Source organism: Streptomyces sp. NPDC054786, assembly GCF_053611685.1.
Map to the genome: position 1 here is coordinate 89,700 of NZ_JBSHAW010000027.1, position 23,340 is coordinate 113,039.

The 23,340-nt window shown below is 70.2% G+C and carries 19 protein-coding genes and 1 pseudogene; 12 read left to right on the top strand and 8 right to left on the bottom strand.

Annotated features, from left to right (window positions below; all coding sequences use genetic code 11):
• Positions 1-151 precede the first annotated feature (151 nt).
• Positions 152-1,603 carry a murein hydrolase activator EnvC family protein gene (locus ACWGI6_RS23210; RefSeq protein WP_453269285.1) on the bottom strand — a complete coding sequence of 484 codons (1,452 nt, stop codon included), beginning with the start codon at positions 1,601-1,603 and terminating at the stop codon, positions 152-154.
• A gap of 340 nt (positions 1,604-1,943) precedes the next feature.
• Between ACWGI6_RS23210 and rpsB the strand changes: the two genes are divergently transcribed.
• The 6 genes from rpsB (at position 1,944) to ACWGI6_RS23240 (ending at position 8,263) form a co-directional block, all read left to right on the top strand.
• Positions 1,944-2,870: a 30S ribosomal protein S2 gene (gene rpsB, locus ACWGI6_RS23215; RefSeq protein WP_453269286.1), complete on the top strand. Its 927-nt coding sequence runs from the start codon at positions 1,944-1,946 to the stop codon at positions 2,868-2,870.
• Positions 2,871-2,970: 100 nt separating this feature from the next.
• A complete protein-coding gene (tsf, locus tag ACWGI6_RS23220; RefSeq protein ID WP_453269287.1) occupies positions 2,971-3,807 on the top strand; it encodes a translation elongation factor Ts in 837 nt (278 codons plus the stop codon).
• 162 nt (positions 3,808-3,969) lie between these two features.
• On the top strand, positions 3,970-4,740 hold the full coding sequence (pyrH, locus tag ACWGI6_RS23225) for a UMP kinase (RefSeq protein WP_393907249.1): 771 nt from the start codon (positions 3,970-3,972) through the stop codon (positions 4,738-4,740).
• A gap of 174 nt (positions 4,741-4,914) precedes the next feature.
• Positions 4,915-5,472 (top strand): ribosome recycling factor, encoded by a 558-nt coding sequence (frr, locus tag ACWGI6_RS23230; RefSeq protein ID WP_030087489.1) that lies wholly within the window; start codon positions 4,915-4,917, stop codon positions 5,470-5,472.
• Entirely contained in the window at positions 5,472-6,641 is a 1,170-nt protein-coding gene (locus ACWGI6_RS23235) for a phosphatidate cytidylyltransferase (RefSeq protein ID WP_453269288.1), read from the top strand. Before frr ends, ACWGI6_RS23235 begins: the two co-directional genes overlap by 1 nt.
• A 917-nt stretch (positions 6,642-7,558) precedes the next feature.
• Entirely contained in the window at positions 7,559-8,263 is a 705-nt protein-coding gene (locus ACWGI6_RS23240; protein ID WP_453269289.1) for a hypothetical protein, read from the top strand.
• Between the two features lie 511 nt (positions 8,264-8,774).
• Here the strand turns inward: ACWGI6_RS23240 and ACWGI6_RS23245 are convergent.
• Positions 8,775-8,946 (bottom strand): annotated as a pseudogene (locus ACWGI6_RS23245) (FtsK/SpoIIIE domain-containing protein); the annotation flags it as partial.
• 540 nt (positions 8,947-9,486) lie between these two features.
• Between ACWGI6_RS23245 and ACWGI6_RS23250 the strand changes: the two are divergent.
• Positions 9,487-10,785 carry a PP2C family protein-serine/threonine phosphatase gene (locus ACWGI6_RS23250; protein WP_453269290.1) on the top strand — a complete coding sequence of 433 codons (1,299 nt, stop codon included), beginning with the start codon at positions 9,487-9,489 and terminating at the stop codon, positions 10,783-10,785.
• 342 nt (positions 10,786-11,127) lie between these two features.
• Positions 11,128-12,186 (top strand): zinc-dependent alcohol dehydrogenase family protein, encoded by a 1,059-nt coding sequence (locus ACWGI6_RS23255; RefSeq protein ID WP_453269291.1) that lies wholly within the window; start codon positions 11,128-11,130, stop codon positions 12,184-12,186.
• A gap of 278 nt (positions 12,187-12,464) precedes the next feature.
• Here the strand turns inward: ACWGI6_RS23255 and ACWGI6_RS23260 are convergent, their stop codons facing one another.
• Positions 12,465-12,686 carry a hypothetical protein gene (locus ACWGI6_RS23260; protein WP_393909551.1) on the bottom strand — a complete coding sequence of 74 codons (222 nt, stop codon included), beginning with the start codon at positions 12,684-12,686 and terminating at the stop codon, positions 12,465-12,467.
• A 388-nt stretch (positions 12,687-13,074) separates the two neighbouring features.
• On the opposite strand from ACWGI6_RS23260, the gene rlmN reads away from it, so the two are divergent.
• From rlmN to ACWGI6_RS23280, 4 genes are all read left to right on the top strand, one after another.
• Positions 13,075-14,181: a 23S rRNA (adenine(2503)-C(2))-methyltransferase RlmN gene (rlmN, locus tag ACWGI6_RS23265; protein ID WP_393909552.1), complete on the top strand. Its 1,107-nt coding sequence runs from the start codon at positions 13,075-13,077 to the stop codon at positions 14,179-14,181.
• A 255-nt stretch (positions 14,182-14,436) separates the two neighbouring features.
• On the top strand, positions 14,437-15,510 hold the full coding sequence (locus ACWGI6_RS23270) for a thiamine ABC transporter substrate-binding protein (protein WP_453269292.1): 1,074 nt from the start codon (positions 14,437-14,439) through the stop codon (positions 15,508-15,510).
• Between the two features lie 53 nt (positions 15,511-15,563).
• A complete protein-coding gene (locus ACWGI6_RS23275; protein WP_453269317.1) occupies positions 15,564-17,216 on the top strand; it encodes an ABC transporter permease in 1,653 nt (550 codons plus the stop codon).
• Positions 17,217-18,290, top strand: coding sequence for an ABC transporter ATP-binding protein (locus tag ACWGI6_RS23280; RefSeq protein WP_453269293.1), 1,074 nt, complete (start codon positions 17,217-17,219; stop codon positions 18,288-18,290).
• 130 nt (positions 18,291-18,420) lie between these two features.
• Here ACWGI6_RS23280 and ACWGI6_RS23285 read toward each other — a convergent pair whose 3' ends face one another.
• From ACWGI6_RS23285 to ACWGI6_RS23305, 5 genes are all read right to left on the bottom strand, one after another.
• Complete coding sequence (locus ACWGI6_RS23285) at positions 18,421-19,347, bottom strand: hypothetical protein (protein ID WP_453269294.1); 927 nt, start codon at positions 19,345-19,347, stop codon at positions 18,421-18,423.
• A 167-nt stretch (positions 19,348-19,514) separates the two neighbouring features.
• Complete coding sequence (locus ACWGI6_RS23290) at positions 19,515-20,678, bottom strand: LOG family protein (protein WP_453269295.1); 1,164 nt, start codon at positions 20,676-20,678, stop codon at positions 19,515-19,517.
• A 1-nt stretch (position 20,679) separates the two neighbouring features.
• Positions 20,680-21,087 carry a MarR family winged helix-turn-helix transcriptional regulator gene (locus ACWGI6_RS23295; RefSeq protein WP_393909619.1) on the bottom strand — a complete coding sequence of 136 codons (408 nt, stop codon included), beginning with the start codon at positions 21,085-21,087 and terminating at the stop codon, positions 20,680-20,682.
• Positions 21,088-21,378: 291 nt separating this feature from the next.
• A complete protein-coding gene (locus tag ACWGI6_RS23300; protein ID WP_453269296.1) occupies positions 21,379-22,545 on the bottom strand; it encodes a hypothetical protein in 1,167 nt (388 codons plus the stop codon).
• Complete coding sequence (locus ACWGI6_RS23305; RefSeq protein WP_393909558.1) at positions 22,527-23,267, bottom strand: ABC transporter ATP-binding protein; 741 nt, start codon at positions 23,265-23,267, stop codon at positions 22,527-22,529. Before ACWGI6_RS23305 ends, ACWGI6_RS23300 begins: the two co-directional genes overlap by 19 nt.
• Positions 23,268-23,340 lie beyond the last annotated feature (73 nt).

Consider the following 23,340-nt stretch of genomic DNA (forward strand, 5'->3'; position numbering starts at 1 on the left):
CCGCAGGTCAGCCGTCGGCTCGTGGCGCAGTGACGTCGAGCCTCGCCGTGCAGGGCTGCCTGCCTCCGCGGTGGGCCGATGCCCGTGCGCGGCGCCCCCGCCCCCTTGCCTTGGCCCGTCTCACGCCCCGGCGGTCACGGCTGCCGGGTGATCACCCGCCACCCCGCCGCAGTCCGTGCCAGTGTCCATCCCGCCGCCGTTGCGCGTCCTCCTCGGTCCCAGGCGGCCGTGCCCGGTGGAGCCGGCCGAGTGCCCAGAGCGCCGCGGCCGCGAGCCCGGCTGCTGCCAAGAGGGCAGTTCCTGTTGGCGCCGACCTTCCCACCTGGCCTGCTGGTTTTGTCGATACCGCTGAATTCGATGGTTCTGATGATCCCGAATGCGGGGGAACCGTGTGGCCGCCCGCCGGCACGGGAACGCCGAAGATCGGCAGAAGTCGCGAGGGTCCGCCGCGGAGCATGCTGCGGGGCAGCAAGGACAACGGATCCTGGTAGCTCTTGCCGCGGCGCAGGCCCCAGTGGAGGCATGGCGCCCGGCAGTGGAACGGGCCGCGCTGCAGGACGGCGACCGGCTGGCCTGCGGTGACGCGCTGGCCTTTACGGGCGGTAGGGCGCACGGGCTCGTAGGTGGTGCGTAAGGGGGGTCGGCCCGAGCGGAACACCTCGATCGTCAGGACGCCACGGCCGGCGACGGTCCCGGCGTACACAACCCGGCCAGGTGCAGCTGCCCGTACCAGCGCACCGGTGGGCGCGGCCAGGTCCACGCCTCGGTGCCCGGCCGCCCAGGGCGACGGAGGCGGCTTCCAGCCGCGTACCACCGTGGGCCCTATGCCTGCGGGACCCGCCACCGGCCACGCCCTGTCCACACCCGGTGGGTCGGCCCGTGCCGCAACCTCGGCCCGTGCCGCAACCTCGGAACTCGCCCCGACCCCGGGACGCGCGCCGACCCCGGGACGTGCCGTGACCCCGCCACGTGCCGTGACCCCACGGTGTGCCGCGCCCCCGGGACGCGTCGCGAGTCTGAGGCGTGTCACCGCCTCGCCACGTGTCACCCCCTGGGCAGGTGTCCTGCCCTCCGGGTGTCCCAGCCCCTCGGCACGTGCCGCACCCGCAGGCCGGTCGGCCGCCCGTGCCACCCCGCGCTCCGCCGTCGCGGCCGAGGGCGGAGCGGCGGCAGCGCTCGCGGGCGCGGGGGACAGAAGGGTGAGCACCGCAGTTACGGCGGGGGCCAGCACTACACCCACTGCGCGGGCCGGGAAGAAGCAGCTGTGCCCATACCTGGTCAGCCCTCCGTGTGGTGCCGGCGGTAAGGACGCCGACGGCCGGAAGCGTGACCGGGGAGGGAGGGCCGGGGGAGGGAGAGGACGGCGATAGGGAGAGGGACGGGGAGAGGGACCGGGAACGAGATGCGGCGGTCGCCGCCGCGGCTGGCTGCGGGGCGTCCCGAGTTGCCCGCTGTCGGCCGGTTTCCGGAAGCGTCCGCGGAAGCCGCTGACGGTATCGAGGATCCTGGGCGAGCCGGAGTGTCGTCGAGGGCTTCGCCGGGCGGCCCGTCGCGGGCTCTGGCGCGGGGGTCGTTGTGGGTTCGGTTGCGTGTTCCGTCGCATGTCCCGACGGTGGCGCAGTCCGCCGCGGCGTGGGGATCTTGGTCCGAAGCTGTGGATCGGAGGGCGGTTGTGGACAACGGTGTCACCCGCCCGGGGCTCGAAATGGTGTGTGTCGCCCGGTGCATCGCCAGTCCCGTACACTTCTGATGGCGATCCGGGTCACCGGGTCGACTTCGCACGCCCCGCCGTCAGCGCACCAGTCCCTTTCGGGCAGCACGACGGCCGCGCTCCTCGGTCCTCGGACGGCTCCGCAAGGTGCCTTCCCCGGCAGGCGCGTCGGGGCGTCAGGCACCGCGGCCGACCGGCCGCAGTGGAACCGAGAAAAACAAGGAGTACGGCCATGGCCGTCGTCACGATGCGGGAGCTGCTGGAGAGCGGCGTCCACTTCGGGCACCAGACCCGTCGCTGGAACCCGAAGATGAAGCGCTTCATCTTCACCGAGCGCAACGGCATCTACATCATTGACCTGCTCCAGTCGCTGTCGTACATCGACCGCGCCTACGAGTTCGTCAAGGAGACCGTCGCCCACGGCGGCTCCGTCATGTTCGTCGGCACGAAGAAGCAGGCCCAGGAGGCCATTGCCGAGCAGGCGACCCGCGTGGGCATGCCCTACGTGAACCAGCGCTGGCTCGGCGGCATGCTGACCAACTTCTCGACCGTCTACAAGCGCCTGCAGCGCCTGAAGGAGCTCGAGCAGATCGACTTCGAGGATGTGGCCGCCTCCGGCCTCACCAAGAAGGAGCTCCTGGTTCTCTCCCGCGAGAAGGCCAAGCTGGAGAAGACCCTCGGCGGTATCCGCGAGATGCAGAAGGTGCCCAGCGCCGTCTGGATCGTGGACACCAAGAAGGAGCACATTGCCGTCGGTGAGGCGCGCAAGCTCAACATCCCGGTCGTCGCGATCCTCGACACCAACTGCGACCCGGACGAGGTCGACTACAAGATCCCGGGCAACGACGACGCCATCCGCTCCGTCACCCTGCTCACCCGCGTGATCGCCGACGCCGTCGCCGAGGGCCTCATCGCCCGCTCCGGTGCCGCCACCGGCGACCAGAAGCCCGGCGAGAAGGCTGCTGCCGCCGAGCCGCTGGCCGAGTGGGAGCGCGACCTGCTCGAGGGCGAGAAGAAGGCGGACTCCGACGAGGCTGCCGAGAAGCCCGCCGAGGCCCCGGCCGCCGAGGCCGAGAAGCCGGCTGAGGCCGCTGCCGAGACCCCCGTCGCCGAGGCCCCCGAGGCCGAGAAGCCGGCCGCGGACGCCGAGCAGGCCTGACCCGCAGTATCCGGCTGATGACGGCGGGGGAGGGCGCCACAAGCGCCGCCCCCGCCGTCCACCCGTAGATCTTTCGACTTCGAGAAGAGATTCACAGACCATGGCGAACTACACCGCCGCTGACGTCAAGAAGCTCCGCGAGCTCACCGGCGCCGGCATGATGGACTGCAAGAAGGCCCTGGACGAGGCCGACGGCAACGTCGACAAGGCCGTGGAGATCCTGCGCGTCAAGGGTCAGAAGGGCGTCGCCAAGCGCGAGAGCCGTTCGGCCGAGAACGGTGCCGTCGTCTCCCTCATCGCCGACGACAAGTCCGCGGGCGTGCTGCTCGAGCTGAAGTGCGAGACGGACTTCGTCGCCAAGGGTGACAAGTTCCAGGCCGTCGCCAACACGCTCGCCGCCCACGTCGCCGCCACCAAGCCGGCCGACCTGGAGTCCCTGCTCGGCTCCGAGATCGAGGCCGGCAAGACCGTCCAGGCGTACGTGGACGAGGCCAACGCCACCCTCGGCGAGAAGATCGTCCTGGACCGCTTCGCGCAGTTCACCGACGGCTTCGTGGCCGCGTACATGCACCGCACCATGCCCGACCTCCCGCCGCAGGTCGGCGTCCTGGTCGAGCTGGACAAGGAGAACGCCGAGGTCGCCAAGGACGTCGCGCAGCACATTGCCGCGTTCGCGCCGAAGTTCCTCTCCAAGGACGACATCCCGGCCGACGTCGTCGAGAACGAGCGTCGTGTCGCCGAGGCCACCGCGAAGGAGGAGGGCAAGCCCGAGGCTGCTCTTCCGAAGATCGTCGAGGGTCGCGTCAACGGTTTCTTCAAGGAGAACACGCTGCTCGCGCAGCCGTTCGCCAAGGACAACAAGAAGACCGTCCAGAAGGTTCTGGACGAGGCCGGTGTCACGCTGAAGCGCTTCGCGCGCATCCGCGTCGGCGCCTGAGCCTGTCGCGAAGGCAGCGAATGACCTGCGACCCCGCTAGGGTCGTACGCAGTCGGCCGCTCAACGGCCGGCCGCAGATGTGACGAGGAGGCCATTGCCGCACAGGGATCTGAACCAGACCCACGGCAATGGCCTTCTTCGTATGTGCACGAGGAGAGCTCAATGATTCACGGTGCCGACGGCGCGCACACAGAACATGCCGGTCACGGCGGCAGGCGACGCTTCCTGCTGAAGCTGTCGGGCGAAGCGTTCGCCGGCGGCGGCGGACTGGGCGTCGACCCCGACGTCGTGCACGCGATGGCCCGCGAGATCGCCGCAGTGGTGCGCGAAGGCTACGAGATCGCCATCGTGATCGGCGGCGGAAACTTCTTCCGCGGCGCCGAACTCCAGCAGCGCGGCATGGACCGGGCACGCTCCGACTACATGGGCATGCTCGGCACGGTCATGAACTGTCTGGCCCTCCAGGACTTCCTGGAGAAGGAGGGCATCGACTCCCGCGTCCAGACGGCCATCACCATGGGACAGGTTGCGGAGCCGTACATTCCGCTGCGCGCGGTGCGCCACCTGGAGAAGGGCCGGGTCGTCATCTTCGGCGCCGGCATGGGCATGCCGTACTTCTCCACCGACACCACCGCCGCGCAGCGCGCCCTGGAGATCGATGCCGAGGCCATGCTGATGGGCAAGAACGGGGTGGACGGGGTCTACGACTCCGACCCCAAGAAGAACCCCGACGCGGTGAAGTTCGACGCCCTCGAATACGGCGAGGTCATCACCCGGGACCTGAAGATCGCCGATGCCACCGCCATCACGCTGTGCCGGGACAACAAGCTCCCGATCCTCGTGTTCGAGCTGCTCGCCGAGGGCAACATCGCGCGCGCGGTGAAGGGTGAGAAGATCGGCACGCTCGTCAGCGATCAGGGCACCCGGGCCTGACGGCCCCAACTGCCGTGATCCCGTGCGGGCATCGGCCTGTACGGGCGGCAGCCTCCGGCCGGGGCAAGACCCGGTACGGGGATGGACAACGGCCTGCCGGTCGGACACCGTGCAGGTGAAGACGCGCGGCAGGGGCGAGGCTCTGCTTCTTACCGAACAGACCAGGAGCAAGTGGTGATCGAAGAGATCCTCCTCGAGGCCGAGGAGAAGATGGAGAAGGCCGTCGTGGTCGCCAAGGAGGACTTCGCCGCGATTCGCACCGGACGTGCGCATCCGGCGATGTTCAACAAGATCGTGGCGGACTACTACGGTGCGATGACGCCGATCAACCAGCTGGCGTCGTTCTCGGTTCCCGAACCGCGGATGGCCGTGGTGACCCCGTTCGACAAGAGCGCACTGCGCAACATCGAGCAGGCCATCCGCGACTCCGACCTTGGCGTCAACCCGAGCAACGACGGCAACATCATCCGGGTGACGTTCCCCGAGCTGACCGAGGAGCGCCGCAAGGAGTTCATCAAGGTCGCCAAGAACAAGGGCGAGGACGCGAAGATCTCGATCCGCAGCGTGCGCCGCAAGGCCAAGGAGACCCTCGACAAGCTCGTCAAGGACAAGGAAACCGGCGAGGACGAGGTGCGCCGCGCCGAGAAGGAGCTCGACGACACCACCGCGAAGTACGTCGCGCAGGTGGACGAGCTGCTCAAGCACAAGGAATCCGAGCTCCTCGAGGTCTGATGAACGAGTCTTCCTGGGGGGCCGCCCCGCCCGGCGCCGGTCAATGGGGTCCGCCCGACCACGGACCGGCCTCCTCGCTTCGCGGGGTGGCGCCCCCCGCCCCGGCGGGTCCCGTGCACGACTGGGGCGACGCGGCGCAGACTCGGCCCATGCCGTTCGTGCCCGGGCCAGGCGGACACCAGGACGATGACCGGGAACAACGGGACATCCGGGATAGCCGGGACCACCCGGACGACCGGGGGGCGGCTCGACTGAGCGGCCCCCTGTTCCGCGACGAAAAGCCGCAGGAGCCCATGCCCACCTCTCTTTCCGGGTCCGACAGCTCGCCGGACTCAGAGAAGCCGAAGAAGAAGAGCGCGGGCCGCAACCTGCGCGCCGCGATAGGGGTCGGCATCGGCCTCGGCGTGATCATCGTTGCGTCGCTCTTCGTCTACAAGCCTGTCTTCATCGGCGTGATAGCGATCGCCGTCGTGGTGGGCCTGTGGGAGCTGACCTCGCGGCTGGCGGAGCGCAAGGACATCAAGGTGCCGCTGGTGCCGCTCGCGGTCGGTGGCACCGCCATGGTGGCCGCCGGGTATATCCGCGGTGCCGAGGGCGCCTGGGTGGCGATGGCGCTCACCGCGCTGGCCATCCTCGTCTGGCGGATGACCGAGGCGCCCGAGAACTATCTGCGGGATGTCACCGCCGGTGTCTTCGCGGCCTTCTACGTGCCCTTCCTCGCGACGTTCGTGGCGCTGATGCTCGCGGCCGAGCCCGACGGGCCGGAGCGGGTGCTGACCTTCCTGCTGCTGACGGTCGTCAGCGACACCGGCGCGTACGCGGTCGGCTGGCGGTTCGGCAGGCACAAGCTCGCACCGCGCATCAGCCCCGGCAAGACCCGCGAGGGACTCGTCGGCGCGGTGCTCTTCGCGATGGTGGCCGGCGCGCTGTGCATGGAATTCCTGATCCAGCACGGCGCCTGGTGGCAGGGCCTGCTGCTCGGCCTCGCGGTCGCGGCGAGCGCCACCCTTGGCGACCTCGGCGAATCCATGATCAAGCGCGATCTCGGCATCAAGGACATGGGCACCCTGCTCCCCGGTCACGGCGGCATCATGGACCGCCTCGACTCCCTGCTGCCGACCGCCCCGGTCGTCTGGCTGCTGTTCGTGATCTTTGTGGGGTCCGGCTGATCCCAGGGTTTTGGTTGTCGCAGGGAGGAGCGGGGGACCGGATTTCGTCCCGCTGACCGGCTCCTCACCTACGACGGGTCTCCCGATGTCCGAAGAGGGGCCTGCCGCACCATGCGGCAGGCCCCTCTTCGCGCGTCTGCGGCGCAGCGATGGCCCAGGCTGAACTTGATCGGCCAGCTCACCTCCGCCGGTCTCCGCCCCGCACCCGAGGCGCCTTCTGATGACGATTCCCGTCGGGCTCGCCGCAGGCGCGTACGAGCGGAGCTACTGGCGTAGCCCATTGGTGCCGACAAGGTTGCGCCATCCACATCGGTGGCAACGGCACCTGCCAGTGATCCATCAGTCCTGACGGATGCCATCGTGGAGCCTGGTCCGGCGAACCGGTTGCCGCGGGTTCGCCTTCGAAGGCGCCCACGACAGAGCCGCGACGGGGCATGCCCTGGAACCGGTCGTTCAACTCGCCCAGGAACGCTGTCAGTCCGGCGCTCCGCTCATGATCTCCGCTTTGGTGGACTACTTGGGGGCGTTCATGACGCGGGTCCGAGGTCTACGACCTTGCCTATCGGTGCCGGCGGTGGGCCGTAGTGGTTTCACCCGCGGAGATTTTTGGTTCCTTGTGGATCCGTGGGCGCTCGCCGGCGACGGCCACTCCGTTGGGGAGCGTCTCGTTCAGGGCGCCAACGTCGACGTCAACGATGCAGGTCATCGTGCCTCTCGGGCCGGGCGCAATGAGGGCCGACGACGGGAAGAGGCAGGGCACGGACGGGCTTCTCGTGGATGGTTCGTGGCCCCCCCGTGCTGGGCCCGCGCGGTCCGGCGCAGGCCCAGGCAGCAGCTCCCTCGTCTGCTGGTCTCGACGTCATTTGCCGTCTCACATGCCGCCGGCTCCCGTAGCTCCGCCGCCTGTGCCGCCACCCGTGGTGGTGGGCGGTGCGGTGGTGGTGGGAGGCGCAGTGGTGGTGGGCGGTGCGGTGGTGGTCGGCGGAGCGGTTGTGGTGGGCGGTGCGGTAGTGGTCGGCGGTGCTGTTGTGGTGGGCGGTGCAGTGGTCGTGGGAGGTGCGGTGGTAGTGGGCGGAGCGGTTGTGGTGGGAGGTGCGGTGGTCGTGGGCGGAGCGGTGGTCGTGGGGGGTGCGGTGCCGCCGCCCGGAGTGGTGCCGCCGGAGGTGGTGCTGGCGCCGGTGGTGTTGGCGCCGGTGGTGGTGCTGGCGCCGGTCGTGGTCGTGGTGGCGCCCGTGGTCGTGGATCCGGTGGTACTGCTGGCGCCGGTGGTGGTCGTGGTGGCGCCCGTGGTGGTGGCACCGGTCGTGACCCCGCCGGTCGAGCCGCCCCCGCCGCCGCCCCCGCCCCCGCCACCGCCGAAGCTGCAGAGCCGCGGGTTTGTGACGAGCCTGCCGGTCCTGACGTTCACCAGGACGAACCTGCCGTTGTTGTCGCGGACGAACTTGCAGAGCAAGTTTGGTCGCGCGCTCGACGAGGCTGACGCGGTCTTCGCCGTCTGCGGTGCCGCCTCCACGGTCATCACGCCCGCCGATCCGGCAAGTGCCACGGCCATGCAGGACGCGCCGATCAGACGGGGAAGGTGCAAGTGCTTTCGGATGCGCGACGCCATGATGCCTCCTTGAGGGATGGGCTAGGTACCTCCTCAGCCTGGGAAACCAGCCATGACCGCGGCGTTGATCCGGCGTGACCCCGGCGTGATGCGCCTCAGGGCCGGCCGCGGGAGCCGAGATCGTCGGCGTACGCCCGTGTGCTCCAGCCCGAATCAGCTCGCGCTTCACTTCGGGGAGGCGGGGCCACGGTGCCTGGAGCTCTGGGGGCCGAGCAACGACGCCGAGGGGGAGACGAAATGGCGGAGTGTGGCGGGCCGAAAAGACAGGCGGTCGGTATCAGGGGAAGGTAGAGGGAGGTACCTCTCGGCGCTCGATCCGTCAGTGCCCTGGTCGGCGTACGGGGAGGGCCGGCGCAAGGAGAAGGAAGCCAAGGCGAGGAAGCCAAGGGGTAAGGAAGCGGGGGCGAGAAAAGCGGAGAGAAGAAGCCAAGGAGAAGGCAGCCGGGGCGAGGAAACCGGGGAGAAGAAGCGCAAGGCCCGCGAGGGGAGCTGGGGCAAGCGGACACCCCCAGGGGGCGTCAGCGGCGCCTCGGGGGTACCGGACGGATCTCCCGACGCGTGGTCGCTCGTACGGCCAGGGCCCCGCAGCCGGGACGGCTCGACGATCCGCCCGCAGGCGTCCATGGTCGAGCCGTACGAGGCCATCAGGCGGACAACTGACAGAGGCAGACCTCCGGTTGACCAGTAGGCCGTCAGTCACCCCGCTCTCGGGGACAGCCACCGCGATCAGCGACGACTCTCCCTCATCGATGTAGACCAGGCTGATCTTCATCAGCGCTTCGCCGCTTACGGCATCCTTCGCGATCTCGCCCGTCTGACGGTCCTTGACCCCGGACCCCGGACCCCGGGGCCTCGGTCATCAGCATCGTGGCGGACGAGGCCTCGACACGGATTACTCGCACAGGTTTCCCCTTGGGTGAGAGCCCCCCGATGGGTCTGACAGGTTGACTTAGCAAGTTCGAAGTCAGGGAAGTCAGGGAGGTCGGGGAAGTCAGGGAAGTCAGGTTGACCTGGCAAGTGATTCAAGCTGGCGCTTTTCGGTGGTCGTGGTCGGACTGCGCTGATCGGCTTCAGGTGGCCCGCATGCGGCGGCGATACGCCTTCGCATCGCGAGGCGGATAATCGTCCTGTATAGGAATAAATGCATGCAATCAGTATTGGATGAGGTCGTCCCGAGCGGTCCTGGCCGGGAGGCCGGTCGACTGGTCGGTTGATGTCGCCGAGGAGATGCGCCGCGTGACTGATGAACGGGCATGGTTGGGCGAGTTGCTGGCATCGGTGGAGTCGGCACCCCCGGAGGTGGCCGTCGCCGTCCTGGCCCAGCTGCTGGCGAGGAGGCTTGCCGCGACCGAGGTGTCCTTTCTGATCACCGACCTCGGCGGCAAGGCCGTCGTACGGCTGACCGGGACCGCGACGGAGGGCGGTCCGGAGCAGCCGCGGCGGATCGAGTTGCGCGGCTCGGTCTACGAGCGGGTGGTCCGTTCCCAGCAAGCGCACGTGGCGAGTGGCGAGCGGGCGGGCGAGGACGGACCGGGCCCGGCCCAGGTCATTGCGCCGGTGTCCGACCGCGGGGATGCGATCGGTCTGCTGGAGCTGACCGTGCCCGTCCTCCCTGACCGTCAGGCGATGCAACTCATCGTCGAGGCCGCCCATGCGCTGGCCTACGTGGTGATCGTCAACCGGCGCTTCACCGATCTCTACGAATGGGGCCGGCGCACCACACGGCTCTCGCTGGCCGCCGAGATCCAGCACCGCCTACTCCCTGACTCCTTCACCTGTGACACCGGCCGGTTCATCGTCGCGGGAGCACTGGAGCCGGCTGCCGACATCGGCGGGGACACCTTCGACTACACGCTCGACCGTCACGCCCTGTACCTGTCCCTCACCGACGCCATGGGGCACGACGTACAGGCAGCGCTGCTGGCGACCATGGTCGTCGGAGCCCTGCGCAACGCCCGCCGGGCGGGCGGCACCCTCCTCGATCAGGCCCAGGACGCCCACCAGGCCGTCGCGGACTACGCAGACCGAGCACATCAGGCGTTCGCCGACCCATTGGACCAGGTGCGTCAGGCCGTCATCCGGCACGGTGGCCAGGTCATGGCCACCGGCCAACTGCTGCATGTCAGTCTCGACACCGGCCAGGCCACCTTCGTCAACGCCGGCCACGTCTGGCCGTTGCGTCTGCGCGACGGGCAGGTCGAGGAGGTCACTCCCCTGGTCGACCTGCCTTTCGGTGTTACCCCGAACCCGGGTTACCGCGTCCAGAGCCTCGACCTGCGTGAGGGTGACCGGCTGGTTCTGCTCACCGATGGAATGCTGGAGCCCCACGGGAACGAAGCGGGCCTGCGCGACCTGATCCGGGAGACCGGCGAGTGGCACCCACGCGACGCCGTACGTGTCTTCACCGAAGTCGTCCTGGAGCTCTCGGACCACGACCCACGCGACGACGCCACCGTTCTGTGCCTGGACTGGCCCGCGCCCAACGCCGTCTACACCGGACCTAGGACCAGCGACAAGCGGACCATGCCATCCTGAAGGCCGCTCCGGCGGCGACCAGTCGGCCCACAGCCGAAGTCAGCCCAGGCAGCCGGCCCACCCAGAACCTCGACCCGGAAGCCGTACTCCACCAGCTCGACGACTTCGAAGCCGATGCCCGGGGTCGTGAACCACCCACACCACGTTCCGCCGGTGCACCGAAGCTTTCGGGTTCAGCGGCCACCAGCTCCTGAGGCGCAGCGGGCATGCGCGCCACGCTGCATCGTCCGCCGCCGGGAATCTTTCCGGGGCCGGGCGTAGCGTGAAATGGCGGTCTTTGTCCAAAACACCCGCCGAGTTCGCCGGGCGCTGAGAGACGAAAGGTCACTCATGCCTCAACCCATGCGCGCGCTCGTAGCCGGAAAGGTCGGCGAGCCTACCGATGTCCTGCGGCTGGAATCCCGGCCCGTTCCCACGCCGGAAGCCGGTCAGGCGTTGATCCGTGTGAAGGCGACTCCGATCCACGCCAGTGATCTGCACGTGCTGCGCGGCCGCTACGGCTTCACCCCCGAGTTTCCCGCTGTCGGGGGTCACATGGAATGCGTGGGCCGTATTGAGGCCCTGGGTCCGGATACCGAGGAACTCAAGGTCGGCGAGCGTGTGGTGGTCGCTGCCGTACCGGCGGTACCCGGGCCCCATGTGGCCGGAACGTGGCAGGAATACCTTGTTGCCGATACACGAAGGCTCCTGCCGGTCCCCGACCATCTGAGCGACTCCAGCGCCTGTCAACTCGTCGTCAACCCGTTGGCCGCGCTGCTCCTCGTGACTCGCGAACTCGACGTACAGCCGGGTGAATGGTTGTTGCAGACGGCCGCGGGCTCCACCGTCGGCCGGCTCGTCATCCAGCTGTCCAGGCATCTGGGTATTCGCACGATCAATGTCGTGCGGCGACGTGGAGCCGTTGAGGAGATCAAGGCGCTCGGTGGTGACGAGGTCATCTGCACCGAGGACGAGGACCTGTTGCAGCGCGTGGCTGAGACGGCAGGACCGGCCGGCGTGCGCAAGGCCATCGACTGTGTCGCGGGACCCGTAGGTGCCCAGGTATCCCAGGCATTGGCTCCGGGGGGCGAGGTCGTGGTCTACGGCGCGCTCTCCACCCATCGGCAGACTGATCCGGCAGCGCTGACGATCCCGCTGCAGGCACGCTCGGTAATCTACGAAACCAAAGTGGTCCGTGGCTTCTGGCTGAACCGCTGGTTCGGCACTGCCTCACCTGAGGATGCGCTGCACGCGCTGTCCCAGGTCCGCAGTCTCGTCGCTGATGAAGTGCTGAGCATCCCCCAGGGCCGGCCGTTCCCGCTCGAACGCTTCACTGAAGCCATCGCGCTCGCCGAAACACCCGCACGTGACGCCAAGCCACTCTTCGTCTTCGAAGACGACCGGGACAAGGACGACAGGTAGGAAGCGGCCCCGCCGGCGCCGGCAGCGGTCCGGCTGCGGCGGGGCAAGGCCGCCAACGCCCGAAGGGCCGGCGGTGCCGGGCCGGCGTTCCGTCGCCGTCACGGAGGCAGCAGCGTGAGCGGACCGAACGCTCCGGAGAGGGCGAGCGGGAGCGGCTGCTGCCACGATGTGGCTCGGCGCAGCCGTGGGCGCTCCGCCAGCGGCGCAGCCGTGGGCGCTCCGCCAGGCACCCCGCCATCGTGGCTGAGCATGCGGCTGCCCCGAACGTCACGAGGGTCTCAGAGCTTGGCCAATTTGCTGTACGGACTCATGATCCGTGCTTGCAGCGAACCGAAGTCGACAAGTACCGCGATCTCATCCTCGACACAGATCACCCGGCCGAGGCCGTACTCATCGTGTGTGACCCGATCGCCTATCGCGAACTCCTTGGGAGGACGCGTGACCGGGGGCTTGAAGGGGCTGGACGGCAGATGGCGCCGGGCTACGGCAGGCTTTCTCATTAACAGCAGTATGCGCCTGGTGAGCGAGCTGCCCCTAAACACGCCGACTAACGCAACCAAGCCGAGATCTCCGTCGGCGGCCACTGCTCACCCAGTTCCCCTCCACGGGCCCCGCGAAGTGCGGACGCATCACCAGCTCGGCGGGCTCGGGTCGCTTCACCCGCCGCTCCGGGAGCCTCCGTCCCTGGAGCACCGCAGGCTCCGTCCGCCACTGTCCGGTCTCACGGAGCGGTCACAGTTGACCGCCAAGGCCGAGGTCAAGCCGATGGCCCGGCCGTCCCTGGGCCGTGCGAGGTGGACCGCCAATGACAGAAGGCCACAGCGGGTGACTGCCCTCTCATCGCTCCGACCTGGGCCCCCATAAACGATCTGCCACACTGGACGGACCATGCCTGCACCCGGAGAACTCACTTTCGTCGCGCCGCGCGGGGCCAAGAAGCCCCCGCGGCACCTTGCCGATCTCAGCCCCGTCGAGCGTCGCGAAGCGGTGGCCGCGATCGGGGAGAAGCCGTTTCGCGCCAAGCAGCTGTCGCAGCACTACTTCGCCCGCTATGCGCACGACCCGGCGCAGTGGACCGACATCCCGGCGGCGGCGCGCGAGAAGCTGGCGACCGAGCTGCTGCCGGATCTGATGAAGGTCGTCCGGCACATCTCGTGCGACGAGGACACCACGCGAAAGACCCTGTGGAAGCTGCACGACGGCACGCTCGTCGAGTCCGTGCTGATGCGCTACCCGGACCGGGTCACGATGTGCATCTCCTCGCAGGCCGGGTGCGGTATGAACTGCCCGTTCTGCGCCACCGGCCAGGCAGGCCTGGACCGTAACCTCTCGACCGCCGAGATCGTGCACCAGATCGTCGACGGGATGCGTGCGCTGCGCGACGGCGAGGTGCCGGGCGGGCCGGCGCGGCTGTCCAACATCGTCTTCATGGGGATGGGCGAGCCGCTGGCCAACTACAAGCGGGTGGTCGGCGCGGTCCGGCGGCTGACGGACCCCGAGCCGGACGGGCTGGGCCTGTCCCAGCGGGGCATCACCGTCTCCACGGTCGGCCTGGTGCCGGCGATGCTGCGGTTCGCCGACGAAGGCTTCAAGTGCCGGCTGGCCGTGTCGCTGCATGCGCCCGATGACGAGCTGCGCGACACCCTGGTGCCCGTCAACACGCGCTGGAAGGTGCGCGAGGTGCTGGACGCGGCGTGGGAGTACGCCGAGAAGTCCGGCCGCCGGATCTCCATCGAGTACGCCCTGATCCGGGACATCAACGACCAGGCGTGGCGCGGCGACCTGCTGGGGCGGCTGCTGAAGGGCAAGCGGGTCCATGTGAATCTGATCCCGCTGAATCCGACGCCCGGCTCGAAGTGGACCGCCTCGCGTCCCGAGGACGAGCGGGCGTTCGTCCAGGCCATCGAGGCGCACGGCGTACCCGTGACCGTCCGCGACACCCGCGGCCAGGAGATCGACGGCGCCTGCGGCCAGCTCGCGGCCTCGGAACGCTGACCGCCCGCTGGTACCGTGTGATCGAACAAATGCACATTCCGACAGGGGAGCGCCACAGCGCTGAGAGTGCGGAAGCGTCGTCACCACGGTGCCCGCAGACCCTTGAACCTCGCCCGGGTCATTCCGGGTAGGAAGTTCGGTCGTCACTCATGCTGTTGCGCCCCGCCCCGAGTCCCCTCCGTACGTCACCGGACGTCGAGAGCCGCGGACACCGGGCGGGGCCGCGTCTCTTCCTGGCCAGCCAGGAGGAAATCAGTGAGCACCACCAGCAGGATCACCGCCGCGGCGGTCGCCGCCGCGGTCGGCGTGTCCGCTCTTGCCGCATGCGGTACCTCGGGCGGGAGCGCGGATGCCAAGACCGTCACCCTCGTCAGCCATGACTCGTTCAACGTCTCCAAGTCCGTCCTGGCCGCCTTCGAGAAGGAGAGCGGCTACAAGGTCAAGATCCTCAAGGGCGGGGACGCCGGCAAGGCCGTCAACCAGGCGATCCTGTCCAAGGGCAACCCCCAGGGCGATGTGTTCTTCGGCATCGACAACACCCTGCTCTCGCGCGGTCTGCACGAGGGCCTCTTCAGCCCGTACCGGGCCAAGGGGCTGGCGGACGTTCCGGCCGGGCTGCAGCTCGACAAGGGCGAGCACCGGGTCACCCCGCTCGACTACGGCGACATCTGCGTCAACTACGACCGCGGCTACTTCGCCCGGCACAAGATCGCGCCGCCGAAGAGCTTCGACGATCTGATCAAGCCCCGGTACAAGGGGCTGCTCGTCACGGAGAACTCCGCCACCTCCTCCCCGGGGCTCGCCTTCCAGCTCGGCACCATCGCGAAGTACGGGGAGGCCGGCTGGCAGGGCTACTGGAAGAAGCTCAAGGCCAACGGCGCCGAGGTCGTCGACGGTTGGGAACAGGCCTACTACGAGCGGTTCTCGGGCTCCGCGGCCGGCAAGGGCAAGGGCGACAAGCCGCTGGTGGTCTCCTACGCCTCCAGCCCGCCGGCCGAGGTGCTGGGCAAGAAGCCCGCGCCCGAGGAGGCACCGACCGGCGTCGCGACGGGCACCTGCTTCCGCCAGATCGAATTCGGCGGCCTGCTCAAGGGCGCGAAGAACGAGAAGGGCGGTAAGGCGCTGCTGGACTTCCTGCTGAGCAAGGAGTTCCAACAGGACGTACCGCTGCAGATGTTCGTCAACCCGGCGCGCGAGGACGCCAAGGTGCCGGAGCTGTTCACCAAGTACGGCACGACGATCGACAAGCCCACGACGCTGCCTCCCGAGACGATCACCAAGAACCGCGAACAGTGGATCAAGCAGTGGTCCTCGCTCGTTCTGAAGTAACCCGCGAGCGGCGCCCCGGGCCCGCGCGGGGAACGGCGGTGCGGCTCGGCCTGATGGCGGTGCCGCTCGCCTTCTTCGCGCTGTTCTTCGCCTATCCGGTCGTGGCGATCGTCGGACGGGGCCTGAAGGACGGCGGACAGTGGCAGTTGGGCCGGTTCGGTGCCGTGCTGAGCGACCCGGACGTCGTCCATGTGCTGTGGTTCACCGTCTGGCAGGCGGCGGCCTCCACGGGGCTGACCCTGCTGGTCGCGCTGCCCGGCGCCTATGTCTTCGCGCGCTTCGACTTCCCCGGCAAACAGCTGCTGCGGGCGGTGGTGGCGGTGCCTTTCGTGCTGCCGACCGTCGTCGTCGGCTCGGCCTTCCTGGCGCTGGCCGGGCGGGGCGGGCTGCTGGACGAGCTGTGGGGCCTGCGCCTGGACACCTCGGTGTGGGCGATCCTGCTCGCCCATGTCTTCTTCAACTACGCCGTGGTCGTACGGACCGTCGGCGGGCTCTGGGCTCAGCTCGACCCGCGTCAGGAAGAGGCGGCGCGGATGCTGGGGGCCGGACGGTTCGCGGCCTGGCGGCGGGTGACGCTGCCGGCCCTGGGGCCCGCCGTCGCGGCCGCCGCGCTGATGGTCTTCCTCTTCACCTTCACCTCCTTCGGGGTGGTGCAGATTCTGGGCGGGCCCACCTTCGCGACGCTGGAGGTGGAGATCTACCGGCAGACCGCGGAGTTCCTGGATCTGCCGGCGGCCGCCGTCCTCACCATGATCCAATTCGCGGCGGTACTGGGCGTGCTGGCACTGCATGCCTGGACCGTGCGCCGCCGGGAGACCGCCCTGCGGCTCGTACCGGCCTCGCAGACCGCCCACCGGCCGCGCGGCCGCGGCCAGTGGGCGCTGCTGTGGGGGACGCTCGCCGTCATCGCCGTCCTGCTCATCGTGCCGCTCGCCGTGCTCGTGGAGCGGTCGTTCGCCGGGCCGGACGGCTACGGAGCGGTGTTCTACACCTCGCTGCGGTCCGCCGCGAACGCCGACAGCACCTTCGCCGTCGCGCCCCTCGACGCCCTGTGGAACTCCCTCGCCTACGGGGCGGCGGCCACCGCGATCGCGCTGGTGGTGGGCGGGCTGGCGGCCGCCGCGCTGACCCTCCCCCGGCTCCGCCGGGGCACGTCCGGACGCACGGCCCTGATCAGCCGGTTCGTCCGCGGCTTCGACGCACTGCTGATGCTGCCCCTCGGGGTGTCCGCGGTGACCGTCGGCTTCGGGTTTCTGATCAGTCTCGACACACCCCCGCTCGATCTGCGCGCCTCGTGGTGGCTGGTGCCGCTCGCCCAGGCGCTGGTGGGGGTGCCGTTCGTGGTCCGGACGATGCTGCCGGTCCTGCGGGCGGTCGACGGACGGCTGCGGGAGGCGGCCGCCGTGCTCGGCGCCTCGCCGTGGCGGGTGTGGCGCGAGGTCGACCTGCCCCTGGTGCGGCGCGCCCTGCTGATCGCCGCGGGCTTCGCCTTCGCCGTCTCGCTCGGCGAGTTCGGCGCGACGGTCTTCATCGCGCGGCCGGACCAGCCGACGCTGCCGGTCGCCGTGGCACGCCTGCTGGGACGTGCGGGAGAGCTCAACTACGGGCAGGCGATGGCCTTGTCGACCATCTTGATGGTGGTGTGCGCCGGCGCCTTGCTGATACTGGAGCGCCTGCGCCCCGTCGACCACTCCGGGGAGTTCTAGATGACGGCACGGGCCGGGACCACTGCGCAGGAGCTGCTGCGGCTGGGCGGGGTGACCGTCCGCTTCGGCAGTGCGGGGCACCCCGCACTGGACGCGGTGGATCTGGACGTCGCCGCGCACGAGATCGTGTGCGTCCTGGGACCGAGCGGCAGCGGCAAGTCCACCCTGCTGAGAGTGGTCGCCGGACTCCAACAGGCCGACGCGGGGCGGGTGTTGCTGGAGGGACGGAATCAGTCCGGGGTGCCCACACACCGGCGCGGCGTCGGCCTGATGTTCCAGGACCACCAGCTCTTCCCGCAGCGCGATGTCGAAGGGAATGTCGCCTTCGGGCTGCGGATGCGGCGTACCTCACGCGGCGACCGGGAGCGTACGGTCGCCGAACTGCTGGACCTCGTAGGGCTGCCGGGCGCCCAGCGCCGCGCCGTGGCCTCCCTGTCCGGCGGCGAACAGCAGCGGGTCGCGCTGGCCCGCGCGCTGGCCCCCCGCCCTCGCCTGCTGATGCTGGACGAGCCCCTCGGCCAGCTCGACCGCGGGCTGCGCGAACGGCTGGTCGTCGAACTCCGCCGCCTCTTCCGCGAATTGGGCACCACCGTGCTGGCGGTCACCCACGACCAGGGCGAGGCCTTTGCGCTCGCCGACCGGGTCGTGGTGATGCAGGACGGCCGGATCGCGCAGACCGGCACCCCGCTGGAGGTCTGGCAGCGGCCCGCCACCGAATTCGTCGCCCGCTTCCTCGGCTTCGACAATGTGGTCGGGGCGACGGTGCAGGGCGAGGCCGCCGCCACCCCCTGGGGCAAGGTGCCGGTCCCGGACGGTACGGCGGACGGGCCGTGCCGCCTGCTCGTACGCCCGGCCGGGGTACGGCTGACCGCCGCCCCGGAGGGCCTGCCCTGTACGGTCGCGTCCCGTACCTTCCGTGGCACCCATGTCGCGCTGCTGCTCCAGCCGGCCGCCGGACCGCAGGTGGAGGCCGCCTGCGCACTGCGGGACGCGCCGGAGGTGGGGGAGCGGGTGGGCATCGCCTTCGCGGCCCAGGACGTGGTGGTGCTGGACGCGCCGGATACGGCGGGCTGAGCCCGCGAAGAGGCCGGTCACCGCGGGGGCGCCGGCGCGGTCAGCGGTTTTTGGCCGCGGACCGGTCGGCCTCCCGGCGTTCCGGCCGGTCCGTCCCGGGGTCCTGCGGCCCGACGGGAGCGGGGCGCGCTCAGCGAGTGGCCACTTCCGTCTCCTGACCGGCCGTCGGCGCGTCGGACTCCGTCCCCGGCTCCGGTTCGCCGAACCAGGCGACCGCGACGGCGCCCGCCACGGCCACCACGAACCCGAGGACGGCGACCCAGGCGAAGCCCGGACGCGAGGAGTCGCCCAGCCACAGCACCCCGAGAATGCCGGGGACCACCGTCTCGCCCACCACCAGCGCCGCCGTGGCGCCGTTCACCGAGCCGATCTGCAGGGCGACGGTGTGCAGATACATCCCGCCGATTCCGGCCACGAGAATCGCGTACAGGGCGGGGTCGCCGAGGAGGGACGGCAGGTCGAAGGGCGCCACCCCGTTCAGCACGCGTACGCCGACACCGAGCGCGCCGAAGCCCAGGCCGGAGAGCAGGCCCGCGAGGATCGCGGCCCGGCCACCGAGCAGGCGCACGATCAGGGTGCCGCCGCCGATGAGCACGAGGGAGGCGGCGAGCAGCCACCAATGTGCGGCGATCGGTGTGTGGCCGCTGCCTTCCGGCCCGGCGGCCGTGGCCAGCAGCACCAACGCCGCGCACACCACCGCGATGGACGTCCATTCGGCCCGGGTGAGCCGGATGCCGAGGAGCTTGATGCTCAGTACGGCAGTGATCACGAGGTTGGCGCTGATCACGGTCTGGGAAAGGAACAGCGGCAGCAGCCGGGCGGCCAGCGCGCCGAGCCCGAACCCGATGAAGTCCAGGACGCTGCCCACCATGAACTCCCAGGTCACGGCAGCTTTCGCGGTGGACGACAGGCTGGGGCCGCCATGCTGGGTGACACCGGTGGTGGACGCCTCGGCCGCCTCCCGGCGGGCGGACTTGCGCGAGCCCACCGCCTGCAGGACCGATCCCGTGCCGTAGCAGGCCGATGCCGCTACGGCCGTCAGAAGACCGATGATCACCAAGAGCTCCGTTCGCCCGCTGTCTGTATTACCTGTTGGTTGCCCGGCCTGGCAGACGTGCATTTCCGGACGGGAGTTGCCTCAGGTGGGCAAACACACCGTGTGGCCGGCGGACGGGTGGCGGGGGCGGAGCCTTCGACGGACGTGCGGAGCGTGCCGCGACCGGGTCAGGAAGGCGTTCCGTCCTTGAGCCGGGCCAGCGCCTCCGGGGCTTCGTCGACCGAGTCGACCAGGGCGATCCGGGCCGCCATGGGACGGTCCGCCGCCAGCGCCTGGAGCAGCGGCCAGGCGGGGAGCCGCTCGGTCCAGTGCGCGCGGTCCACCAGCACCATCGGGGTCGGCTCGCCCCGCGACCCGTAGTAGTTCGGGGTCGCGTTGTCGAATATCTCCTGTACGGTCCCGGCCGCGCCCGGAAGAAAGACGACGCCGGCATTGGAGCGCGCCAGCAGGCCGTCCTCGCGCACCGCGTTGACGAAGTACTTGGCTACGTGGGACGCAAAGGCGTTCGGCGGCTCATGTCCGTAGAACCATGTGGGGATGCCGACCGAGGCGCCGCCGTCGGGCCGGCTCCGCCGTACGTCGAAGGCGGCCCGCGCCCACTCGGTGATCGAGGGGTCGAAGTGCGGTGCCTTGGCGAGGATTTCCAGCGCCGAATCGAGCATGCCGTCCTCGAAGGGCGCCGCATACGCCCCGAGGTTCGCCGCTTCCATCGCGCCCGGGCCGCCGCCCGTCGCGACGGTCAGGCCGCTGCGGGCGAGCCGGCGGCCGAGCCGGGCCGCGCCCGCGTAGGCCGCGGAGCCGCGCTCCAGGGCATGGCCGCCCATGATGCCCACCACCCGCGCACCGGCGAGGTGTTCGTCCAGGGCATCGGAGACGGCGTCGTCGTGGATGCTGCGCAGCATCGAGGCGAAGATGTCGCCGTCCTTGGTCGCCTCGAACCAGCGGTACGAGCGGGCGTCCGGGGTGGCGTCATAACCGGTTTCGGTCAGCCCCTCGAAGAGCTCGTCCGGGCCGTAGAGACTGCCCCGGTAGGGATCGAAGGGCAGGCCGGGTATCGGCGGGAAAACCAAGGCGCCCCCGGCACGGACCTTGGCGGCGGCGTCCGGTTCCATGGCGCAGCCGAGAAACAGGGACTCCGTGGTGTCCGCGCCGAGCAGCGCGAACGTACGGTCCGTCAGGTCGACCGACTGGACGCGATGTCCGGCGAGCGTGCCGACGGCGATGACCCGGTCGAACTCCTCCAGGGATTCGATCTCGTAGTCGTGGTTGTCGTCGTGGGCGCGGGGGCGGCGGGACGCTGAGGGCTGTGAATTCGACTGCACGTCCGTCATGTTAGGACCGCAGTGACTGGACCAGGGGGCCGAGGTGTCCGTCCGCGGCCGCCGCATCGAGTGCGGCGCTCAGGGCGCCGTCGTAGGTCGGGCGGGCCTGCTTCTGAACGTCCCGGCCTTCGTCCGTGATCACGGAGTACACGCCGCGCCGGTCGTCGGGGCACAGGTCACGGCGGGTCAGGCCGGTCGACTCCAGGCGCGCGGCCAGCCGGCTCACGGAACTCTGGTTGAGGCCGATGAGGTCGGCGAGCTCCTGCATGCGCAGCTCACCGTCGTCCGCCTCGGCGAGCCTGGCCAGCGCGCGGTACTCGGACAGTCCGATGCCGTGACGCCGCTGCAGGGCTCGTGCCAGCTCTTGTTCGACGCGGGTGTGCAGTGCTCCGAGCCGGTCCCAGTGCTCCGCGTCCATCGTCATCCGCTTTCTTCTGCCTTTTATCGCCGGGCTCTTGACGGCAGCGTACATGCGGAAGAAACTTATGTATGCGCATGCAAGTGATGCTTATGCAGGGGCCGGGACCGGGTCCGTGCAGGGACCGAGGGGGAGTGGTGTCGATGACGATGCCGGGGCTGCGCCGCGAAAACCGGGCGTGGGCGCAGCAGTTGTTGCCGAGGCGGTCTGCAGGGGGGCGCCCGTGGGTGGCGGAGCGCCGGAGCTTCGGGAGTCTCCGCGCTCCGCCCCGGGCGGCCCTGCACCGCTACTTCAGTGGACCAGCGGAAGCGTGGCCATCTCCGCGACCGTCCAGGTCAGGGGTGTCAGGACGATCACCAGCGCCAGGGCGCGCAGGGCTGCGGCGCGGTGGAGGACGGAGGCGGAGGCCCCCAGGCGACGGAGGGCGGCCGTGGTGTGGGCGCGGGCCGAGCGGGATTCCAGCGCGGCAGTGAGCGCGCTGGCGGTGACACAGGCGAGGACGACCGCAGCGCCGACCGCGGTGAGCGGTCCGAAGGGACGGGAGGGCGAGGCTTCGTACACCTTCATGGCGGCGTACGCGGCGGAGGCGACGGCACACAGGACACCGAGCGGGCGGCCGAGACGGTGCGACTCCTCCTGGAGTACCCGCCCGGACAGCAGACGCAGTGCGCCGGGCCGGCCGGCGCAGAGGAGGCGGCCGCACAGATGCACCAGACCGGGGCCGGCCAGCACGAGGCCGAAGGCCGACAGTGCCCAGCCGGCCAGCACGCCGGGAGGGCTGCCGATCAGCCGGCCGGGGAGCGGCAGCAGTCCGCCGTGGGCGCCGCCGGTGCCGGGGCTGGTGTACGCCTCGATCGCCAGGCCGGCCGCGGCCAGGGCGATACCCCACGGAAGACCGGAGGGCGGGGCGGTCCTGGGAAGGGTGTCGGTCTCGGGGGCGCCGGCCTCGTGGCGGGGGCGCAGGGCGACGGCGGTCGCAGCGGCGGCGGTCAGCGGCACGGTCGCCAGCAGGATGAGGGCGCCGACGAGCGGCACGGGGTGGCCGGCGCCGAGCAGGTCGGCGTCGAAGGGGACGGCGGACGGGCCGCCGAGGTCGCCGCGGAGACGGAGGAAGACCAGCAGCGAGAAGAGGACGCCGAGGACACAGGTCAGCGTGGTGGAGACCGTGGCGAGCAGGGTGAGACGGAGCGGGCCCAGACCGGCGGCGGTCATGCCGCGCTGGAGGCGGGCGGCGGGATCCGTTCGGGCCGTGGACACCGCGAACTGGGCCGTGGCGGCGAGCGGGGCGGTGCACCACAGCAGGCGTACCAGTGAGTCGTCGGCCGCGGACGGGTGGCCGGCGGCGTGGCCGACGGTGGAGAGCAGCAGGAAGCCGGTGCCGGCCGCTGCGACGGCGACGGAGAGGCGGCGCAGCAGGACGAGGGGGTGAGAGCCGCGGGCTAGACGGAGAGCGAGCACGCTGCCCTGCTTTCCTCATCGGAGGAACCGGTGGCTGCGGGCGCGGCGCTCGACTGGCGGCCGTCGAGGAGCGCGAGGGACCGGTCGGCGAGCGTGGCGACCTCGGGGTCGTGGGTCGCCAGCACGACGGTGATCTGGTGCGAGCGGGCCGCGGTGGTGAGGGTGCGCAGCACCTGGGTGCCGTCGGAGTGGTGCAGCGGCGCGGTCGGTTCGTCGGCGAACAGCACCTGGGGGCTGGTGGCGAGCGCGCGGGCGATGGCGATGCGCTGGCGCTGGGACTGGTCGAGCCGCGCGGGACGGCGGTTCACGCACATGCCGACGTCGAGGCGGTCCAGCCATTCGACGGCGGTGTGCTTGGCGGAGCGGGTGCCGGTGCCGCGGAGGAGGAGGGGGAGGGCGGCGTTCTCCCAGGCGGTGAGTTCGGGAACGAGATGCGGTTCGGTGTCGATCCAGCCGAACCGGTCCAGACGCAGCCGTTCGCGGCTGGGGGAGGAGAGCGTGTGCACCGGGGCGCTGTTGAACCAGATCTCGCCCTCGGAGGGGACGAGTTGACCGGAGAGACATTTCAGGAGGGTGGTCTTGCCGCTGCCGCGCGGGCCGGTGACGGCGAGGATCTCGCCTTCGCGGACGCCGACGGAGACTCCGGCGAGGGCCGTGGTGCCGCCGTGTGTGTGGTGCAGGCCGCGGGCCCAGAGAACGTCGTTGTCAGGCGGGGCCACCATCTGCGCACCTCTTGCTGTAGGCGTCGAGTCGTTCCCCCGGCCGGGTGAACGACCATGGAGGGTATCGGTCACT

What these genes read in the sequence shown, in the direction of transcription:
- ACWGI6_RS23210 (WP_453269285.1), bottom strand. Translation starts at nt 1,603, where the DNA reads ATGCGACGGAACACGCAACCGAACCCACAACGACCCCCGCGCCAGAGC.
- rpsB (WP_453269286.1), top strand. Translation starts at nt 1,944, where the DNA reads ATGGCCGTCGTCACGATGCGGGAGCTGCTGGAGAGCGGCGTCCACTTC.
- tsf (WP_453269287.1), top strand. Translation starts at nt 2,971, where the DNA reads ATGGCGAACTACACCGCCGCTGACGTCAAGAAGCTCCGCGAGCTCACC.
- pyrH (WP_393907249.1), top strand. Translation starts at nt 3,970, where the DNA reads ATGATTCACGGTGCCGACGGCGCGCACACAGAACATGCCGGTCACGGC.
- ACWGI6_RS23235 (WP_453269288.1), top strand. Translation starts at nt 5,472, where the DNA reads ATGAACGAGTCTTCCTGGGGGGCCGCCCCGCCCGGCGCCGGTCAATGG.
- ACWGI6_RS23255 (WP_453269291.1), top strand. Translation starts at nt 11,128, where the DNA reads ATGCGCGCGCTCGTAGCCGGAAAGGTCGGCGAGCCTACCGATGTCCTG.
- ACWGI6_RS23260 (WP_393909551.1), bottom strand. Translation starts at nt 12,686, where the DNA reads ATGAGAAAGCCTGCCGTAGCCCGGCGCCATCTGCCGTCCAGCCCCTTC.
- rlmN (WP_393909552.1), top strand. Translation starts at nt 13,075, where the DNA reads ATGCCTGCACCCGGAGAACTCACTTTCGTCGCGCCGCGCGGGGCCAAG.
- ACWGI6_RS23275 (WP_453269317.1), top strand. Translation starts at nt 15,564, where the DNA reads ATGGCGGTGCCGCTCGCCTTCTTCGCGCTGTTCTTCGCCTATCCGGTC.
- ACWGI6_RS23280 (WP_453269293.1), top strand. Translation starts at nt 17,217, where the DNA reads ATGACGGCACGGGCCGGGACCACTGCGCAGGAGCTGCTGCGGCTGGGC.
- ACWGI6_RS23290 (WP_453269295.1), bottom strand. Translation starts at nt 20,678, where the DNA reads ATGACGGACGTGCAGTCGAATTCACAGCCCTCAGCGTCCCGCCGCCCC.
- ACWGI6_RS23295 (WP_393909619.1), bottom strand. Translation starts at nt 21,087, where the DNA reads ATGGACGCGGAGCACTGGGACCGGCTCGGAGCACTGCACACCCGCGTC.
- ACWGI6_RS23305 (WP_393909558.1), bottom strand. Translation starts at nt 23,267, where the DNA reads ATGGTGGCCCCGCCTGACAACGACGTTCTCTGGGCCCGCGGCCTGCAC.